10 protein-coding genes are annotated in these 15,184 nt (G+C 68.4%); 3 read left to right on the top strand and 7 right to left on the bottom strand.

What is annotated here, in order from left to right; genetic code table 11:
* Positions 1–927 (bottom strand): ABC transporter ATP-binding protein, encoded by a 927-nt coding sequence (locus tag RT688_RS12175; protein WP_313705143.1) that lies wholly within the window; start codon positions 925–927, stop codon positions 1–3.
* 275 nt (positions 928–1,202) lie between these two features.
* Here RT688_RS12175 and RT688_RS12170 point away from each other — a divergent pair, with 275 nt between their 5' ends.
* The 3 genes from RT688_RS12170 (at position 1,203) to RT688_RS12160 (ending at position 3,455) form a co-directional block, all read left to right on the top strand.
* The gene (locus tag RT688_RS12170; RefSeq protein WP_313705142.1) at positions 1,203–2,072 is read left to right on the top strand and encodes an SPFH domain-containing protein; all 870 of its coding nucleotides are present in this window, start codon (positions 1,203–1,205) and stop codon (positions 2,070–2,072) included.
* 27 nt (positions 2,073–2,099) lie between these two features.
* Positions 2,100–2,285 carry a hypothetical protein gene (locus tag RT688_RS12165; protein ID WP_313705141.1) on the top strand — a complete coding sequence of 62 codons (186 nt, stop codon included), beginning with the start codon at positions 2,100–2,102 and terminating at the stop codon, positions 2,283–2,285.
* Between the two features lie 192 nt (positions 2,286–2,477).
* The gene (locus RT688_RS12160; RefSeq protein ID WP_313705140.1) at positions 2,478–3,455 is read left to right on the top strand and encodes an SDR family oxidoreductase; all 978 of its coding nucleotides are present in this window, start codon (positions 2,478–2,480) and stop codon (positions 3,453–3,455) included.
* Here the strand turns inward: RT688_RS12160 and RT688_RS12155 are convergent.
* From RT688_RS12155 to sppA, 6 genes are all read right to left on the bottom strand, one after another.
* On the bottom strand, positions 3,449–3,625 hold the full coding sequence (locus tag RT688_RS12155) for a hypothetical protein (protein ID WP_313705139.1): 177 nt from the start codon (positions 3,623–3,625) through the stop codon (positions 3,449–3,451). The two genes, RT688_RS12160 and RT688_RS12155, sit on opposite strands and share 7 nt — an antisense overlap.
* 54 nt (positions 3,626–3,679) lie before the next feature.
* On the bottom strand, positions 3,680–5,089 hold the full coding sequence (locus RT688_RS12150; RefSeq protein WP_313705138.1) for an efflux transporter outer membrane subunit: 1,410 nt from the start codon (positions 5,087–5,089) through the stop codon (positions 3,680–3,682).
* Positions 5,090–5,097: 8 nt separating this feature from the next.
* Positions 5,098–8,391, bottom strand: a complete 3,294-nt coding sequence (locus RT688_RS12145; protein ID WP_313705137.1) for an efflux RND transporter permease subunit — start codon at positions 8,389–8,391, stop codon at positions 5,098–5,100.
* On the bottom strand, positions 8,388–11,486 hold the full coding sequence (locus tag RT688_RS12140; RefSeq protein WP_313705136.1) for an efflux RND transporter permease subunit: 3,099 nt from the start codon (positions 11,484–11,486) through the stop codon (positions 8,388–8,390). The genes RT688_RS12145 and RT688_RS12140 overlap by 4 nt, the downstream gene beginning before the upstream one ends.
* A gap of 190 nt (positions 11,487–11,676) precedes the next feature.
* A complete protein-coding gene (locus RT688_RS12135; protein WP_313705135.1) occupies positions 11,677–12,996 on the bottom strand; it encodes an efflux RND transporter periplasmic adaptor subunit in 1,320 nt (439 codons plus the stop codon).
* 294 nt (positions 12,997–13,290) lie between these two features.
* Positions 13,291–15,147, bottom strand: coding sequence for a signal peptide peptidase SppA (sppA, locus tag RT688_RS12130; RefSeq protein ID WP_313705134.1), 1,857 nt, complete (start codon positions 15,145–15,147; stop codon positions 13,291–13,293).
* Between the last annotated feature and the right edge of the window lie 37 nt (positions 15,148–15,184).

Below are 15,184 nucleotides of genomic sequence, written 5' to 3'. Positions count from 1 at the left end.
TTATGCCATCGCCGGCGTGTGGTCAGCCGATGCGGCCGGGGTAGCCGTCTGAGCGGGGCGGCCGGCGTTGCGGATCTGGAGGAAGTAGACGTCTTCCAGGTCCGGCTCGACGCTGACGAAACCGTCGTCCGGCTGCGACTCGGCGTAGACGTTGATCTGCGGGCGCCCGGCCACCAGGCGGGTCGACAGCACGTTGAAGCGCTCCTGGTATTCGGCCAGCGCTTCCTGGCTGATCGTGCGGCGCCAGACGCGGTTCTTGAGGGTGTCGATCGCGGCCTGGGGCTCGCCCTGCAGCAGCACCGTGCCCTTGGCGATCATCGCCATGCGCGGGCAGAGGTCGGTCACGTCCTCGACGATGTGGGTCGACAGGATGACGACCACCTGCTCGCCGATCTTGGCCAGCAGGTTCAGGAAGCGGTTGCGCTCGTCCGGGTCGAGGCCGGCGGTCGGCTCGTCGACGATCACCAGGCGCGGCGCGCCGAGCAGCGCCTGGGCGATGCCGAAGCGCTGGCGCATGCCGCCCGAATAGGTGCCGAGGGCGCGCTTGCGCGCCTCCCACAGGTTGGTCTGGTGCAGCAGCGCCTCGACCGCTTCCTTGCGCTCGCCCTTGCCGGTCAGGCCCTTCAGGACGGCGAAGTGGTTCAGCAGGCGCTCCGCGCTGACCTTCGGGTAGACGCCGAAGTCCTGCGGCAGGTAGCCGAGCTGGCGCAGCAGCCCTTCCTTGTCCTTCAGGACGTCGAGGCCGTCGAAATGGATGCTGCCGCTGTCGGGGTCCTGCAGCGTCGCGATGGTCCGCATGAGCGAGGACTTGCCGGCGCCGTTCGGCCCGAGCAGCCCGAACATGCCGTTCGGGATCTCGAGGCTGACATTGTTGATGGCCTTGACGCCGTTGGCGTAGGTCTTGTTGAGCTGCTTGATCGATAACATCGTTGTTTCTCCCTAGTTATGATGATTCGATGCCTCGTGCTGCCGGGGCGGATCGACGGATATTATTTCCTCCTTGTTAATGTATCTTTGATGAAAAGCAATGTCAGCCGTTTGTGACAGGCTGCAGAAATCCGGGAATGGATGACGTTTTTCGAGGGATATGCACAGCGCATGGAGACGCCGGCGGGCCGCGTTGGCTGTTCAATTATTTTCTTGACGAGCAGAAAGTTAGATCTTAAAGTGATATCACTTTTAGATCACTTCGGAGACCAGCAATGACCATGAACAAACGGCACGAAACCCCGCTTTCGTCGATGAACGGTTACTTGGGCGCCGGCGCCGGCCTGCTCGCCATCGCCGTCGGCGCCATGCTGCTGCGCGGCGGCGCGGTACTGCCGGGCGTCCTGCTGGTCGTGCTGGGCATCCTCGCCTTCAGCGGCCTGTACATGCTGCAGCCGAACGAAACGGCCGTGCTGACCCTGTTCGGCCGCTACGTCGGCACCGACCGCAGCGAGGGCCTGCGCTGGGCCTTCCCGCTGTACCGCAAGCACCGTTTGAGCGTCCGCGCGCGCAACCTGAACATCCAGACGCTGAAGGTGAACGACAAACGCGGCAATCCGGTCGAGATCGCGGCGGCTGTCGTCTGGCGGGTGCGCGATACGGCGCAGGCGATGTTCGAGGTCGACAGCTTCGAGCGCTACGTGAGCGTGCAGGCGGAAGCAGCCCTGCGCCACCTGGCCGCGCAATACGCCTACGACGAAGGCGAAGACCTGGCGCCGGGCGAACTGACCCTGCGCGGCGGCGCGGCCGAGGTGGCGGCGGCGCTTCGGAGCGAACTCACCGACCGTTTCGAGGCGGCGGGCGTGGAGACGGTGGACGCCAAGCTGACCCACCTGGCCTACGCGCCCGAGATCGCGCAGGTCATGCTGCGCCGCCAGCAGGCGCAGGCGATCATCAGCGCCCGGGCCCAGATCGTGCGCGGCGCGGTCGGCATGGTGGAGGAAGCCCTGAAAGGACTGGCGGAGCGCGAGATCGTCGAACTGGACGCGGAACGCAAGGCGTCCATGGTCAGCAACCTGCTGGTGGTATTGTGCTCGGACCGCGAGACGCAGCCCATCGTCAACGCCGGCACCCTGTATAACTGATCAACGAGACAAACGAGGCCACACGAATTGGCAAGTCCTGGAAAAAAGTCCTACCCGCTACGCATCGATCCCGCCCTGTGGGAGCAGTTGCAGCGGCTGGCCGCCAACGACCTGCGCAGCGTGAACGCCGAGATCGATTTCCTGCTGCGCGAAGCGCTGGCGCGGCGCGGCATCCGCGTCGCGCCGGTGCAGCAGGACGACGGCAGCGAATAAGAAGCGCGGAAAAGCCGCGCGCCCTCGCCGGCGCTCTTGCGAGTCGTGCGACCGGGAATGGTGCAATTAAGGCATCATGACATCGCGCCGGCCGGCAAGGGCTGGCCATGCGCGCCGCCTGCGCCGCCGCCCGAAGCGTCGGGATGCCGGCCCACGCGGCCGCACACGACAACCCGGAGAAAGGCGAGCAGAATGAATCCAGCAAACACCCGCGTCGTCATCACCGGCGCATCGAGCGGCATCGGCGCCGCCACGGCCATCGCTTTCGCCAGGGACGGCGCCATGCTGGTCCTGGGCGCACGCGGCCAGGAGGGCCTCGACGACGTCGCGCGCCAATGCCGCGATGCCGGCGGCAGCGCCGAGGTGCGCACTGTCGACGTGACCGACGCTGATGCCGTCGCCGCCTTCGCGCGCGAGGCGCGCGACATCCTCGGCGAGATCGACCTGTGGTTCAGCGACGTCGGCATCGGCGTGGTCGGCAAGTACCCCGAGGTGCCGCTGGAAGACCACCGGCGCGTGGTGGAGGCCAACCTGCTCGGCCACATGCACGACGCGCACGCCGTGCTGCCGGTCTTCCTGGAGCAGGGCCACGGCATCTGGGTCAACATGATTTCCTTCGGCGGCTTCGTCGCTTCGCCCTACTCAGCCGCCTACGCCGCCAGCAAGTTCGGCCTGCGCGGCTTCAGCGAGGCGCTGCGCGCCGAGTTGCGCGAGCATCCCCAGATCCACATCTGCGACGTCTACCCGACCTTCGTCGATACGCCCGGCTTCAGGCACGCGGCCAACTACACCGGCGCCAAGCTGTCCTACCCGCCCGGCACGGTGGAGCCGGAAAAGGTCGCCGACGCCATCGTCGCACTGGCCGAGCAGCCGCGCGACACCACGGTGATCGGCGCGCCGCTGGCCCTGATGAAGATCAGCGAGCTGGCGGCGCCCCTGCCCGCCATGCTGCTGGGCCGCTTCATGGACGCCTGGGCCAAACGGGCCGACCGCACGAGCGACACCACCGGCGCGCTCTACGAACCGCAAGGCGGAGCGGATGGCATCCACAGCGGCCAGCGCCAGCCTGGCGGGCAGCGCAACACCGCGCTGATGGTCGGCGCGGGACTTGCCATCGGGGTGCTCGGCTGGCAGTTGCTGCGCCGCCGCGAGCGCGAACAGTCCTACTGAGTTTCGCCCGCAAGCTCGCCGCCGTCCCCCTCCCGTGTTTTCAGCGGCGCGGGCGGCGCATGCTCGGCGACCAGCACCGGCGTCCGCGGCGTCGCGGCCTTCTGCTGCACGACCTGCACCGCGACGGCGCGGCCATCCACGACCGGCTTCGGATGACGGAAATTGAACATGGCGAACCCACCTTGAGTGAATGACAACTCAAGGTGGGAACAAAGTCCCCTCTTTCAAGGCTGGGCCGTCTGCCCACCCGCGTGCCAGCCGCCACCCATGGCCTGGATCAGCGCCACCGCCACCGTCTGGCGGTCGGACTGCGACTGCACCAGGGAGCGGCGCGCATTCAGGGCCGTGACCTGGGCCTGCACCACTTCCGTATAGCTCACCTGCCCCGCCTTGTAGCGGTTCAGGATCTGCTGCTCGACCAGGTCGGCCGCTTCCGACGCTTCGCGGCGCAGGGCCTGCTGTTCGGCCAGCACGCGGGTGGCGACCAGCTGGTCCTCGACGTCGGCGAAGGCGTTCAGCACGGTCTGGCGATAGCGCGCCACCGCCGCCTGGTGGCGCGCCTCGGCGCCGGCGACGCTGGCGCGGGTGGCGCCGGCATTGAAGATCGACTGCGCGGCCGACAGGCCGAAGGACCAGGCCGCGTTCGACACCGAGAACAAATCGGAGAAACTGGCGCCGGCCGTGGCGCCGGATGCCGACAGGCCGATGTTCGGGAAATAGGCCGAGCGCGCGATGCCGATTTCCGCGTTCGCGGCGGCCACGTCGCGTTCGGCGGCGGCGATGTCGGGGCGGCGCTGCAGCAGGGTGGACGGCACGCCCACCGGCACCTCGGGCACGGTCGGGCGCCACTGCGGCTGCGGCGCCAGCGCGAAGTCGCTGGGCGCCTTGCCGAGCAGGATGGCGATGGCGTGCTCGAACTGGGCGCGCTGGCGCACTAGGCCCAGTTCGTCGTTGCGGGCGTTCGCCAGCTGGGTCTGGGCCTGCAGCACGTCGGTGCGGGCGACAATGCCGACCTTGAAGCGGTTCTGCGTGATCGTGAACACCCGCTCGTAGCCGGCGATGGTGTCCGCCAGCAGCTTGCGCGCGATGTCGAGCTGGCGCACCGCGAAATAGTTGGCGGCCAGCTCGCCCTGGGCCGACAGGCGCGCGCTGGCGAGGTCCGCCGCGCTGGCCTCGGCATTGGCCTGGGCGCTGGTGACGCCGGCGCGCAGGCGGCCCCAGACGTCGGACTCCCAGCTGCCGCCCAGGTTCAGGCGATACGCATTCTGCGCGCCCTGCCCGCGCACCCCGGCGCGGTCGGCGCTCAGCTGCAGGTTCAGCGAGGGGAACAGGGCCGCGCGTTCCTGCCGCACCAGGGCGCGCGCCTGGGCGTAGTTGGCGGCCGCTTGGGCCACGTTCTGGTTCGAGACCTCGACCGCGCTCGCCAGTTCGTTCAGGACGGGGTCGTCGAACAGCTGCCACCACGGACCCCGTTCGAGCGCGTCGCCTGGCGCGGCGGGCACCCAGCCGGCCAATTCCTTGAACGCCGCCGGTTGCGGCGTGGTGGGCACCTGGTAGGCGGGAGCGACGCTGCAGCCGGCAAGGGCCGCAGCCAAGGCAAGCAGGGTCAGTCGGATTGGCGTCGTTGCATACATAAACACTCTCATTTCGATGGTGACGGGACGGCCTGATCGTCCTCGAGCGCGTGGCGGCTCAGCTCGCGCTCGCCGGGCGTGCGGCGGCGCAGCTTGTCCATCAGGACGTAGACCACCGGCGTGGTGAGCAAGGTCAGCAACTGGCTCGCGATCAGGCCGCCGATGATGGCGATGCCCAGCGGCTGGCGCAGCTCGGAACCCTCGCCGAAGCCGATCGCCAGCGGCAGCGCGCCGAGCGCGGCGGCCAGGGTGGTCATCAGGATCGGGCGGAAGCGCAGCAGGCAGGCTTCGCGCACCGCTTCCACCGCGGTCCAGCCGTGCGCCCGCTCCGCCTCCAGCGCGAAGTCGATGATCAGGATCGCGTTCTTCTTGACGATGCCGATCAGGAGGAAGACGCCAATCAGGGCGATGATCGAAAACTCCATGTTGAACAGCAGCAGGGCCAGCACCGCGCCGACGCCGGCCGACGGCAGGGTCGAGAGCACGGTGATCGGGTGCACCAGGCTTTCGTATAGGATGCCGAGCACGATGTAGATCACGACGATGGCCGCCAGGATCAGGAGCGGCTGCTCCTTGTTCGATTCCTGGGCGGCGCGCGCCGTGCCTTCGAAGCTGCCGCGCACGTTGGCCGGCATGGCGATGTCGGCCTCGGCCTGGCGCACGGCGGCCTGGCCGTCGGACAGGTTGTAGCCTTCGGCCAGGTTGAAGGACACCGTGGTCGCCAGCTCGCCGTCCTGGTGGTTGACGGACGTGGGCGTCGCGCTCTCGGCGAAGCTGGCAATCGCCGACAGCGGCACCATGGTCGACGCGCTGGTGGACAGGGCCGCACCGCTGGAAGCGTCGCGCGTGGCGCTGAGCGTGGAAGCCGGGGCCGGGGCGCCGTTGCCGGTCATGGCGGCGCCGGCGGCGGTCGACGTCGTCGTGCCGGCCGAAGCGGTGGCGCCGGTGGCGCCGGAGCCGCCGCCGGCGCGCGCCGGCACGTACACGTCGTTCAGCGCTTGCGGCGACTGCGCATAGCGCTGGGCCACGCCCATGATCACGTGGTACTGGTTCAACTCGTCGTAGATGTTGGCGACCTGGCGCTGGCCGAAGTTGTTGTACAGCGCATTGTCGACGTCGCGCGTGCTGATCCCCAGGCGCGCCGCGCTTTGCTTGTCGATGGTGACGAACATCTCGACGCCGTTCTCGGCCTGGTCGGTGTCGACGTCGACCAGGGCCGGCTGGCGTTTCATGGCGTCGGCCAGTTTCGACGCCCACTCCTTCAGGTCCTGGCTGCTGTCGCTTTTCAGCGTGTACTGGTAAGTGGAGTTGCTGGAGCGCCCGCCCATGCGCAGGTCCTGCACCGGGTTCAGGAACAGCGACACGCCGGTGACCTTCGCCAGCTGCGGACGCAGGCGCGCAATCACCGCCTGGCCCTTGTCCGTCCGTTCGGACGCCGGCTTCAGGTTGATGAACATGAAGCCGCCGCCGGCGCGCCCGCCGCCGGTAAAGCCGACCACGGTGTCGACCGCCGGATCGTCCTTGATGATGTTCACCAGCTGGCGCATCTTGGCCTGCATGGCCTGGAAGGAGATGCTCTGGTCGGCGCGGATGCCGCCGCTGATCTGGCCCGTGTCCTGCTGCGGGAAGAAGCCTTTCGGCGCCGCGGAAAACAGGTAGACGTTCAGGCCGATCACGAACACCAGGATCAGCATCACCAGCGCGCGGCTGGCCAGCGCCCAGTCGAGCGCGCGCTCGTAGACGCGCAGCAGCCAGTCGAAGCCGCCCTCGGCCCAGCGCGACAACCGGCCCTGGGGGCGCTCGATGGTGTGGCCTTTCTTGAGCAGCCAGGCGCACATCATGGGCGTGGTGGTGAGCGAGATCACCAGCGAGATCATCACCGCCGCGGACAGCGTGACCGCGAACTCGCGGAACAGGCGCCCGACCTGCCCGCCCATGAACAGCAGCGGAATGAACACCGCCACCAGCGACAGGCTGATGGAGAGCACGGTGAAGCCGACTTCGCGCGCGCCGAGCAGCGCGGCCTCCATGCGGTCCATGCCCTTCTCGACGTGGCGCGCGGTGTTTTCCAGCACCACGATTGCGTCGTCGACCACGAAGCCGGTGGCCACCGTCAGCGCCATCAGCGACAGGTTGTTCAGGCTGAAGCCGAGCAGCCACATGACGCCGAAGGTGCCCAGCAGCGAGACCACGGTCGCCACCGCCGGGATCACGGTGGCGCGCACGCTACGCAGGAACACGCTGACCACCAGCACCACCAGCAGGATCGAAACAAGGAGCGTGAACTCGATCTCGTGCAGCGACGAGCGGATCGAATTGGTGCGGTCCGACGCCACCTGCAGGGTGATGTCGCCCGGCAGCTGGGCCTGCAGCGAGGGCAGCAGCGCGCGCACGCCGTCGACCGTCTCGATCACGTTCGCCGCCGGCTGGCGCGTGATCAGCACGATCACCGCCGGCTCGCCGTTGAACAGGCCCAGGGTATTGATGTTCTCCGGGCCGTCGATGACGTCTGCCACATCGGAGAGGCGCACCGCCGCGCCGTTACGCCAGGCCACCACCAGGCCGCGGTAGTCGGCGGCCGTGCGGCCATCCGTCGGCGTGTCGGCCTGCGAATAGATCTGCAGGCGCTTGCCGCCGCCCTCGATGACGCCTTTCGGGCGGTTCGGGTTGCTCGACTGGATCGCCGCGCGCACGTCCTCGGCCGAAACGCCAAGGCGGTTCAGCGCGTAGGGATTGAGTTCGACGCGCACCGCCGGAAGCGAGCCGCCGCCGATCTCGACCTCGCCCACGCCCGGCACCTGGGCCAGGCGCTGCTGGACGATGTTCGAGACCGCGTCGTAGATCTGGCCGGGCGTCCTCGTTTTCGAGGTGAGCGCCAGGATGATCACAGGCGCGTCGGAGGGATTGACCTTGCGGTAGGTCGGGTTGCTGCGCAGCGTGGCCGGCAGGTCGGCGCGCGCGGCGTTGATGGCGGCCTGCACCTCGCGCGCGGCCGAGTCGATCTTGCGGTTCAGCTCGAACTGCAGGTTGATGCGCGCCGAACCGTTGCCTGAGTTCGAGGTCATCTCGTTGACGCCCGCGATCACGCCCAGGCGCCGCTCGAGCGGCGTGGCGACGCTGCTGGCCATGGTCTCGGGGCTCGCGCCCGGCAAGGATGCCGACACCGAGATCGCGGGGAAGTCGACCTGCGGCAGCGGCGAGACCGGCAGCACGAAGAAGGCGGCAATCCCCGCCAGCGCCAGCCCGAGCGTCAGCAGGACGGTCGCGATCGGGCGCTGGACGAAGGGCTTCGACAAGTTCATGCGCCCGCCTCTTTCGGTTTCGACGGCGCCTTCCCGCTCCAGCGGCGCGCCGTGCGGTCGAATGCCAGGTAGATCACCGGCGTGGTGAACAGGGTCAGCAGCTGGCTGACGATCAGGCCGCCGAAGATGGCCAGGCCCAGCGGCCGCCGCAGCTCGGCGCCCTCGCCCCAGCCGAACATCAGCGGGACGGCGGCGAACAGCGCGGCCAGGGTCGTCATCAGGATCGGACGGAAGCGCAGCAGCGCGGCCTGGCGGATCGCCTCGAGCGGGGTCTTGCCTTCGTCGCGCTCGGCCTCGATCGCGAAGTCGATCATCATGATCGCGTTCTTTTTCACGATGCCGATCAGGAGGATGATGCCGATGATGCCGATCACGCCCAGGCCCTGCCCGGTGATCCACAGCGCCAGCAGCGCGCCGACGCCGGCCGAGGGCAGCGTCGACAGGATCGTCAGCGGATGGATGTAGCTCTCGTAGAGCACGCCCAGGACGATGTAGACGCAGACCACCGCCGCCAGGATCAGCCACAGCTGGTTCGACAGCGAGTTTTCATACGCGCCGGACGCGCCGAGGAAGGTCAGGGTCACCGAGGCCGGCAGCTTGATGTCCTCGGCGGCGGCGCGGATCGCGTCGACTGCCTGGCCGAGCGAGGTGCCGGCCGCCGTGTCGAAGCCGATGGTGGTCGCAGGGTACTGCGCCACGTGGGTGACCTGCAGCGGCGCCTCTTCCTCGCGGATGGTGGCCACCGCCGACAGCGGGGTCGGCTCGCCGGAACCGGTGCGCAGCTGCAGGCGGCCGAGCGCCGCCAGCGACATCGCCTCGTCCTGCTGCGCTTCCAGGATCACGCGGTACTGGTTGGTCTCGGTGAAGATGGTCGAGACGATGCGCTGGCCAAAGGCGCTGTACAGGGCGTCGTCGATGGCGGAGGCGGTGATGTTCAGGCGCGAGGCGGTGTCGCGGTCGATGTGGACCACGGCCGCCGCGCCGACCGCGCCGGCGTCGGTGGTCACGTTGCGCAGCTGCTTCTGCTGCTGCATGCGGGCGACCAGCTTCTTCGCCCACTCGACGACAGTGGCGTTGTCGGCGCCTTCGAGCGAGACGCGGTACTGGGTCGGGCCGGTCTCGGCGTCGATGGTCAGGTCCTGGGTCGGCTGCAGGTAGAGCGTCACGCCGGGCACCTGGGCGACGCGGTTCCTCAGGCGCTGCATCAGCTCGTCCGGATCGGAGCTGCGGTCGCGCTTCAGGTTGATCAGCATGGTGCCGGTATGGAGCATGGTGTTGTTGGCCGCATCGACGCCGACATTGGAGGCCAACGACGCCACGTCCGGATCCTCGAGGATGGCCTTGGCGGCCCGTTGCTGCAGCTCGGCCATGGCGCTGTAGGAAATCGCCTGGCGCGCTTCCACCCGCGCCTGGAGCTGGCCCGTGTCCTGGGTCGGGAACAGGCCTTTTGGGATCACCACCCACAGCAGGGCCGTGAGCGCGAGCGTGGCCAGCGCGACAATCAGCGTCAGCCCCTGGCGCGCCAGCACCCAGTCCAGGCCGCGGTCGTACTTGGCGATCACGCGGTCGAAAAAGGCCTGGGTCTTGCGCGCGAACTTGCCCGGCTTTTCCTCTTCGTGGCTGCGCAGCCAGCGCGCCGACATCATCGGCACCAGGGTCAGCGACACCACGCCCGAGATCAGGATGGTGATGGCAAGCGTCACCGCGAACTCGCGGAACAGGCGGCCGACCACGTCGCCCATGAACAGCAGCGGGATCAGCACCGCGATCAGCGAGACCGTCAGCGAGATGATGGTGAAGCCGATCTGGGCCGCGCCCTTGATCGCCGCCGCCATCGGCTTTTCGCCCTCCTCGATGTAGCGGGCGATGTTCTCGATCATGACGATGGCGTCGTCGACCACGAAGCCGGTGGCAATCGTCAGCGCCATCAGCGAAAGATTATTCAGGCTGTACCCGAGCAGGTACATCACGCCAAACGATCCGATCAGCGAGATCGGCACGGCGAGGCTGGCGATCACGGTGGCGCGCACGCTGTGCAGGAAGGCGAAGATCACCAGCACCACCAGCACCACGGCCAGCAGCAGCTCGATCTGCACGTGCTCGACCGAGGCGCGGATGCCGGTGGTGCGGTCGCTCAGCACGGTCAGCTGCAGCGAGGCCGGCAGGCTCGCCTGCAGCTCGGGCAGGCGCTCCTTGATCGCATCGACCGTGGCGATCACGTTGGCGCCCGGCTGGCGCTGCACGTTCAGGATGATCGCCGGCTTCAGGTTGGCCCAGGCGCCCAGGCGCACGTTCTCGGCGCTGTCGACCACTTTCGCCACGTTCTCGAGGCGCACGGGCGCACCATTGCGATAGGCGACGATCAGGTTCTTGTAATCGGGGACAGTGAGCAACTGGTCGTTGGCGTTGATCGCATAGGCGCGCGTCGGGCCGTCGAAGCTGCCCTTGGCGCTGTTGGCGTTGGCGGCCGTGATCGCGGTGCGCAGCGAATCCAGGCCCAGGCCGTAGGAGGCCAGGGCTTCGGTGTCGGCCTGGATGCGCACGGCGGGGCGCTGGCCGCCCGAGAGCGTGACCAGGCCCACGCCCGAGACCTGGCTGATCTTCAGCGCCAGGCGCGTGTTGACCAGGTTCTGGACCTCGGTCAGGGGAATCGTATCGGAGGTGATCGCCAGCGTCAGCACCGGCGCGTCGGCCGGGTTGACCTTGGCGTAGACCGGCGGCGCCGGCAGGTCGGCCGGCAGCAGCGAGCCGCCGGCATTGATCGCCGCCTGCACTTCCTGCTCGGCGACGTCCAGCGTCTGCCCGAGGCCGAACTGCAGCGTGATCACCGAGACCCCGGCGGCGCTGGTCGAACTCATGCGCGTCAATCCGGCCATCTGGCCGAACTGGCGCTCCAGCGGCGCGGTCACGGTGCGCGACATCACCTCCGGGCTGGCGCCTGGATACAGGGTCTGCACCTGGATGGTCGGGAAATCGACCTGCGGCAGCGCCGACAGCGGCAGGAAGCGGTAGCCGACCATGCCGGCCAGCACGATCGCCAGCATCAAGAGGGCCGTGGCGACCGGACGGCGGATGAAGGGGCCGGACGGGCTCATGGCAGCACCTCGTAGGGTGGGCGGGTATCCCGCCCACGCGTCCAACCGGCGATCGATTGGACGCGGGACAACGCTGTGGCGAATACGGGCGCTACATCATTAACAAACGTCGCCTGCACACATACGCATCCGTTCGCGCACACGTTCGTTGAACGCGTGGGCGGCGAAGCCGCCCACCCTACGACGATCCTCATTGCGCGCTTCCTTCACGCTGGCGACGCTGGCCTTGTGCGCCCTGCGCGCCCTGCGGCCGCTCGCCCGGCAGCGTCACCTTCGCCCCATCCTTCAGGCGGTCCGCGCCTTCGGTGATCACGCGCTCGCCGGGCTTGAGGCCCTCGGTTACCTGGACCCGGTCCACCGTCGCCTGGCCGCGCTTCACGGGGCGCATCGACACCGTCTTCTGCTGCTCGTTCAGCACGAACACGAAGTCGCCGTCGGCGCCGTGGCGCAGGGCGTTCACCGGGACCACGACCGCGTCCTCGATGGTGCGCACCCGCAGGCGCAGGTTCACGAACTGGCTCGGGAAGAGTTTGCTGTCGGCGTTCTCGAAACGCGCCTTGGCGCGCACCGTGCCGGTCTGGACGTCGACCTGGTTGTCGAGCGCGGCGAAGCGGCCCTGCGCCAGTTCGTTGCTGCGGGTGCGGTCGAGCGCCGTGGCCGGCAGCGTCGCGTTCTGGGCGATGCGGCGCTGCAGTTCCGGCACCTGGTCCTGAGGCACCGCGAATTCGACGTCGATCGGCGAGAACTGAGTGATGACGGCGATGCCGTTGGCGTCGCCGCTGCCCACCAGGTTGCCGATGTCGACCGTGCGCAGGCCGACGCGGCCGGCGATCGGCGCCTTGACCTGGGTGTAGCTCAGGTTCAGGCGCGCCTGGTTCTCGGCCGCGCGGTCGGTGGTGACCGTGCCTTCCAGTTGCTTGACCAGGGCCGCCTGGGTGTCGACTTCCTGGCGCGCGATCGAGTCCTGCTCCAGCAGGGTCCGGTAGCGCGACAGGGTCAGGCGCGCGCTTTCCAGCTGGGCTTCGTCGCGCTGGCGCTGGCCGGTGGCCTGGAGCACCGAGATCTCGAAGGTGCGCGGATCGATGGTGGCCAGCACCTGGCCGGCCTTCACCTGCTGGCCTTCGGTGAAGTGGATCTTCTGCAGCACGCCCGAGACCTGGGGGCGCACGGTGGCGACCGCCGCCGGCACCACTGTGCCGAGCGCGTCGAACATGACCGGGATGTCGGCCTGTTCGGCGGTGGCCACGCCCACCGTGGTGGCCGGCATACCGCGCCCGCCTCCCCTGCCCGGCCCGCCCGCGGCGGAACCGGCTGCGGCGCCCGGCCTGCCGCCCGCCGCGCCCGCCGCGCCCGGACCGCCCGCGCCTGCCGGCGCGCGGTGCGTCAGGTACCAGGCCAGCGCGCCCAGCGCCGCCATGGCCAGGACCGCGACGATGCTGCCGACGATCCGGCCGCGCCTGGTCCGCGGCGGGGTGGTGGAAGTCTTGTTGGGGGATACGGGAGAATCCATGCTCATCCTTGTTGACCGAACTGAACTGCTGACAAATGCACAAGTAATCAGCTCGGAATGTAACATGGGGCAGCGGCCAGATATGTTTCGTAACGTACATAGCGCCGGGTCCAGAAATACGCCGCCAACCTGCGTCGCGGCCTCCCCTTTACATCGATTTACACCATAGGAAGAACTTAGCCGCAGTTAGAGAAATAAGTAAAAGAAAAACGGGCGCTGGTTGCCCAGCGCCCGTTCCTTGGTATGTAACAGCGGTTACAAATTCACACCATGCTCAAGCCCGTGCCGGCGTCATCACGGCAGTTCGCACAGGCAGTGGGTGACGGCGGCGAACGGCTTCTTGCCGTCGGCCAGCTCGTTCAGCCAGCCCAGGTCCTTGGCCACGCCGGCCACCGCGCCCCCGGGCAGCGCGTCCGGCAGCATGCCCAGCTTGACCTGGATGTTGACGGCGGTCTGGGTCGAGGCGCCCATCAATTCCAGGAAGCGCTCGAACTTCGAGCCGGGACGCTCGATGTAGGCGACGCGGAAGTCCTCGCCCAGCTTGGCGCGCTTCGCGGCCGAACGCAGCGCGTCGCCGTAGCTGCCGAGGGTATCGACCAGGCCGCGCTCCTTGGCCTGGGCGCCGGTCCAGACGCGGCCCTGGCCCACCTCGTCGATCTTCGCCGCGGTGGTCTTGCGCGCGACCGCCGCCTTGGTGGTGAACTCCCTGTAGACGTTGTTGATGCTGGCCTGGACCAGCTGGCCGAAGCGCGGGTCCATCGGGCGCAGCGGGTTGTAGGCGTCGGCCAGCCAGGTGGTGGTGTAGCCGCCGGTGCGCACGCCGATCTTGTCGGCCACGCGGTCGGCGGTCGGCAGGATGGCGAACACGCCGATCGAGCCGGTGATGGTGGCCGGATCGGCGATGACTTCGTCGGCCGCCATCGACATCCAGTAGCCGCCCGAGGCGGCCACGTTGCCCATCGAGACCACGACCGGCTTGCCGGCGGCGCGCGTCAGTTCCAGTTCGCGCCGGATCAGCTCGGAGCCGTAGGCGCTGCCGCCGGGGGAATCGACGCGCAGCACCACGGCCTTGATCTGGTCGTCCTCGCGCGCGCGGCGGATCTGGTTGGCGGTCGAGACGCCGCCGATCACGCCCGGGCCGCCCTGCCCGTCGGTGATCTCGCCGGCCGCGACGATCACGCCGACCGCGTCGCCGAAGGGTTTCTGCGGATGGCGCTGCAGGTAATCATGGTAGGACACCTGGCGGAAGGATTCGATCGACGCGTCGAAGGCGCCGCGCTGGATCATCATCGCGCGCACTTCGTCCTTGGTCTTGATGCCGTCGACCAGCTTCAGGTTGCGCGCGACCTGGGCGGCGCTGCCGCCGGCCGCTTCCATCAACTGCGGCAGCTGCTCGATGCCGCGCGCCACGGCGCCGGCTTCCAGCTTGCGGTTCTTCTCGACCATCGCGGTGTAGTTCTGCCACAGCGCGCCGTACAGGTAGGCGTCCGCCTCGAGCGCCGCCTGCGAAGGACCGTTCGCGATGAAGGGCTCGGCCGCGCTCTTGTAAGTGCCGACCTTGATCAGGTTGACGGTCACGCCCAGCTTGTCGAGGGCGTCGCGGTAGTAGTTGCGGTTGCGTCCGAAACCTTCGATCAGCACCATGCCCATCGGGTGCACGTAGATTTCGTTGGCGTGCGAGGCCAGCAGGTAGCGCTTCTGGTCGTACATGCCGCCCCAGGCCACCACGCGCTTGCCGGCCGCCTTCACGCGGTCGATGGCGGCGCCGACCTCGCGCAGCATGGCCAGGCCGCCGCCGTCGAGCTCGTCGAGCATCAGCACCACGCTGCCGATCTTCTCGTCCTTGGCGGCGGCGTCGAGCACGGTCAGGAGGTCGCGCAGCTGGATGGTGCGGCGCGTTTCGCCGCCGATGTTCGACAACAGCTGGTCGCCGACACTGCCGGTGGTCTGCTCGGCCAGGTCGCCGCGCAGTTCCAGCACCAGCGCCGTCTTGTCCTGCAAAGGCTTGGCGCCGCCGCCGAACAGCGCCACCAGGAACACGATCAGGATCAGCAGGAACAACATGTTCAGCACGAAGCGGCGGGTGGCGTCGAGGCCGCGCCAGAGCATGCCGATACCGCGGCGCAGGGAAGACAAGGGCTTGAAGGACATCGGAACTCCGCTAAAAGGTTGGAACGTGATGCGCTCG

The organism is Massilia sp., from assembly GCF_032106685.1.
GTDB lineage: Bacteria > Pseudomonadota > Gammaproteobacteria > Burkholderiales > Burkholderiaceae_D > Telluria.
This window is presented reverse-complemented; position numbering and strand designations above follow the sequence as displayed.

Excerpts from the sequence above, each read along its gene's own strand:
- RT688_RS12175 (WP_313705143.1), bottom strand. The coding sequence starts at position 927 with ATGTTATCGATCAAGCAGCTCAACAAGACCTACGCCAACGGCGTCAAG.
- RT688_RS12170 (WP_313705142.1), top strand. The coding sequence starts at position 1,203 with ATGACCATGAACAAACGGCACGAAACCCCGCTTTCGTCGATGAACGGT.
- RT688_RS12160 (WP_313705140.1), top strand. The coding sequence starts at position 2,478 with ATGAATCCAGCAAACACCCGCGTCGTCATCACCGGCGCATCGAGCGGC.
- RT688_RS12155 (WP_313705139.1), bottom strand. The coding sequence starts at position 3,625 with ATGTTCAATTTCCGTCATCCGAAGCCGGTCGTGGATGGCCGCGCCGTC.
- RT688_RS12150 (WP_313705138.1), bottom strand. The coding sequence starts at position 5,089 with ATGTATGCAACGACGCCAATCCGACTGACCCTGCTTGCCTTGGCTGCG.
- RT688_RS12145 (WP_313705137.1), bottom strand. The coding sequence starts at position 8,391 with ATGAACTTGTCGAAGCCCTTCGTCCAGCGCCCGATCGCGACCGTCCTG.
- RT688_RS12140 (WP_313705136.1), bottom strand. The coding sequence starts at position 11,486 with ATGAGCCCGTCCGGCCCCTTCATCCGCCGTCCGGTCGCCACGGCCCTC.
- RT688_RS12135 (WP_313705135.1), bottom strand. The coding sequence starts at position 12,996 with ATGGATTCTCCCGTATCCCCCAACAAGACTTCCACCACCCCGCCGCGG.
- sppA (WP_313705134.1), bottom strand. The coding sequence starts at position 15,147 with ATGTCCTTCAAGCCCTTGTCTTCCCTGCGCCGCGGTATCGGCATGCTC.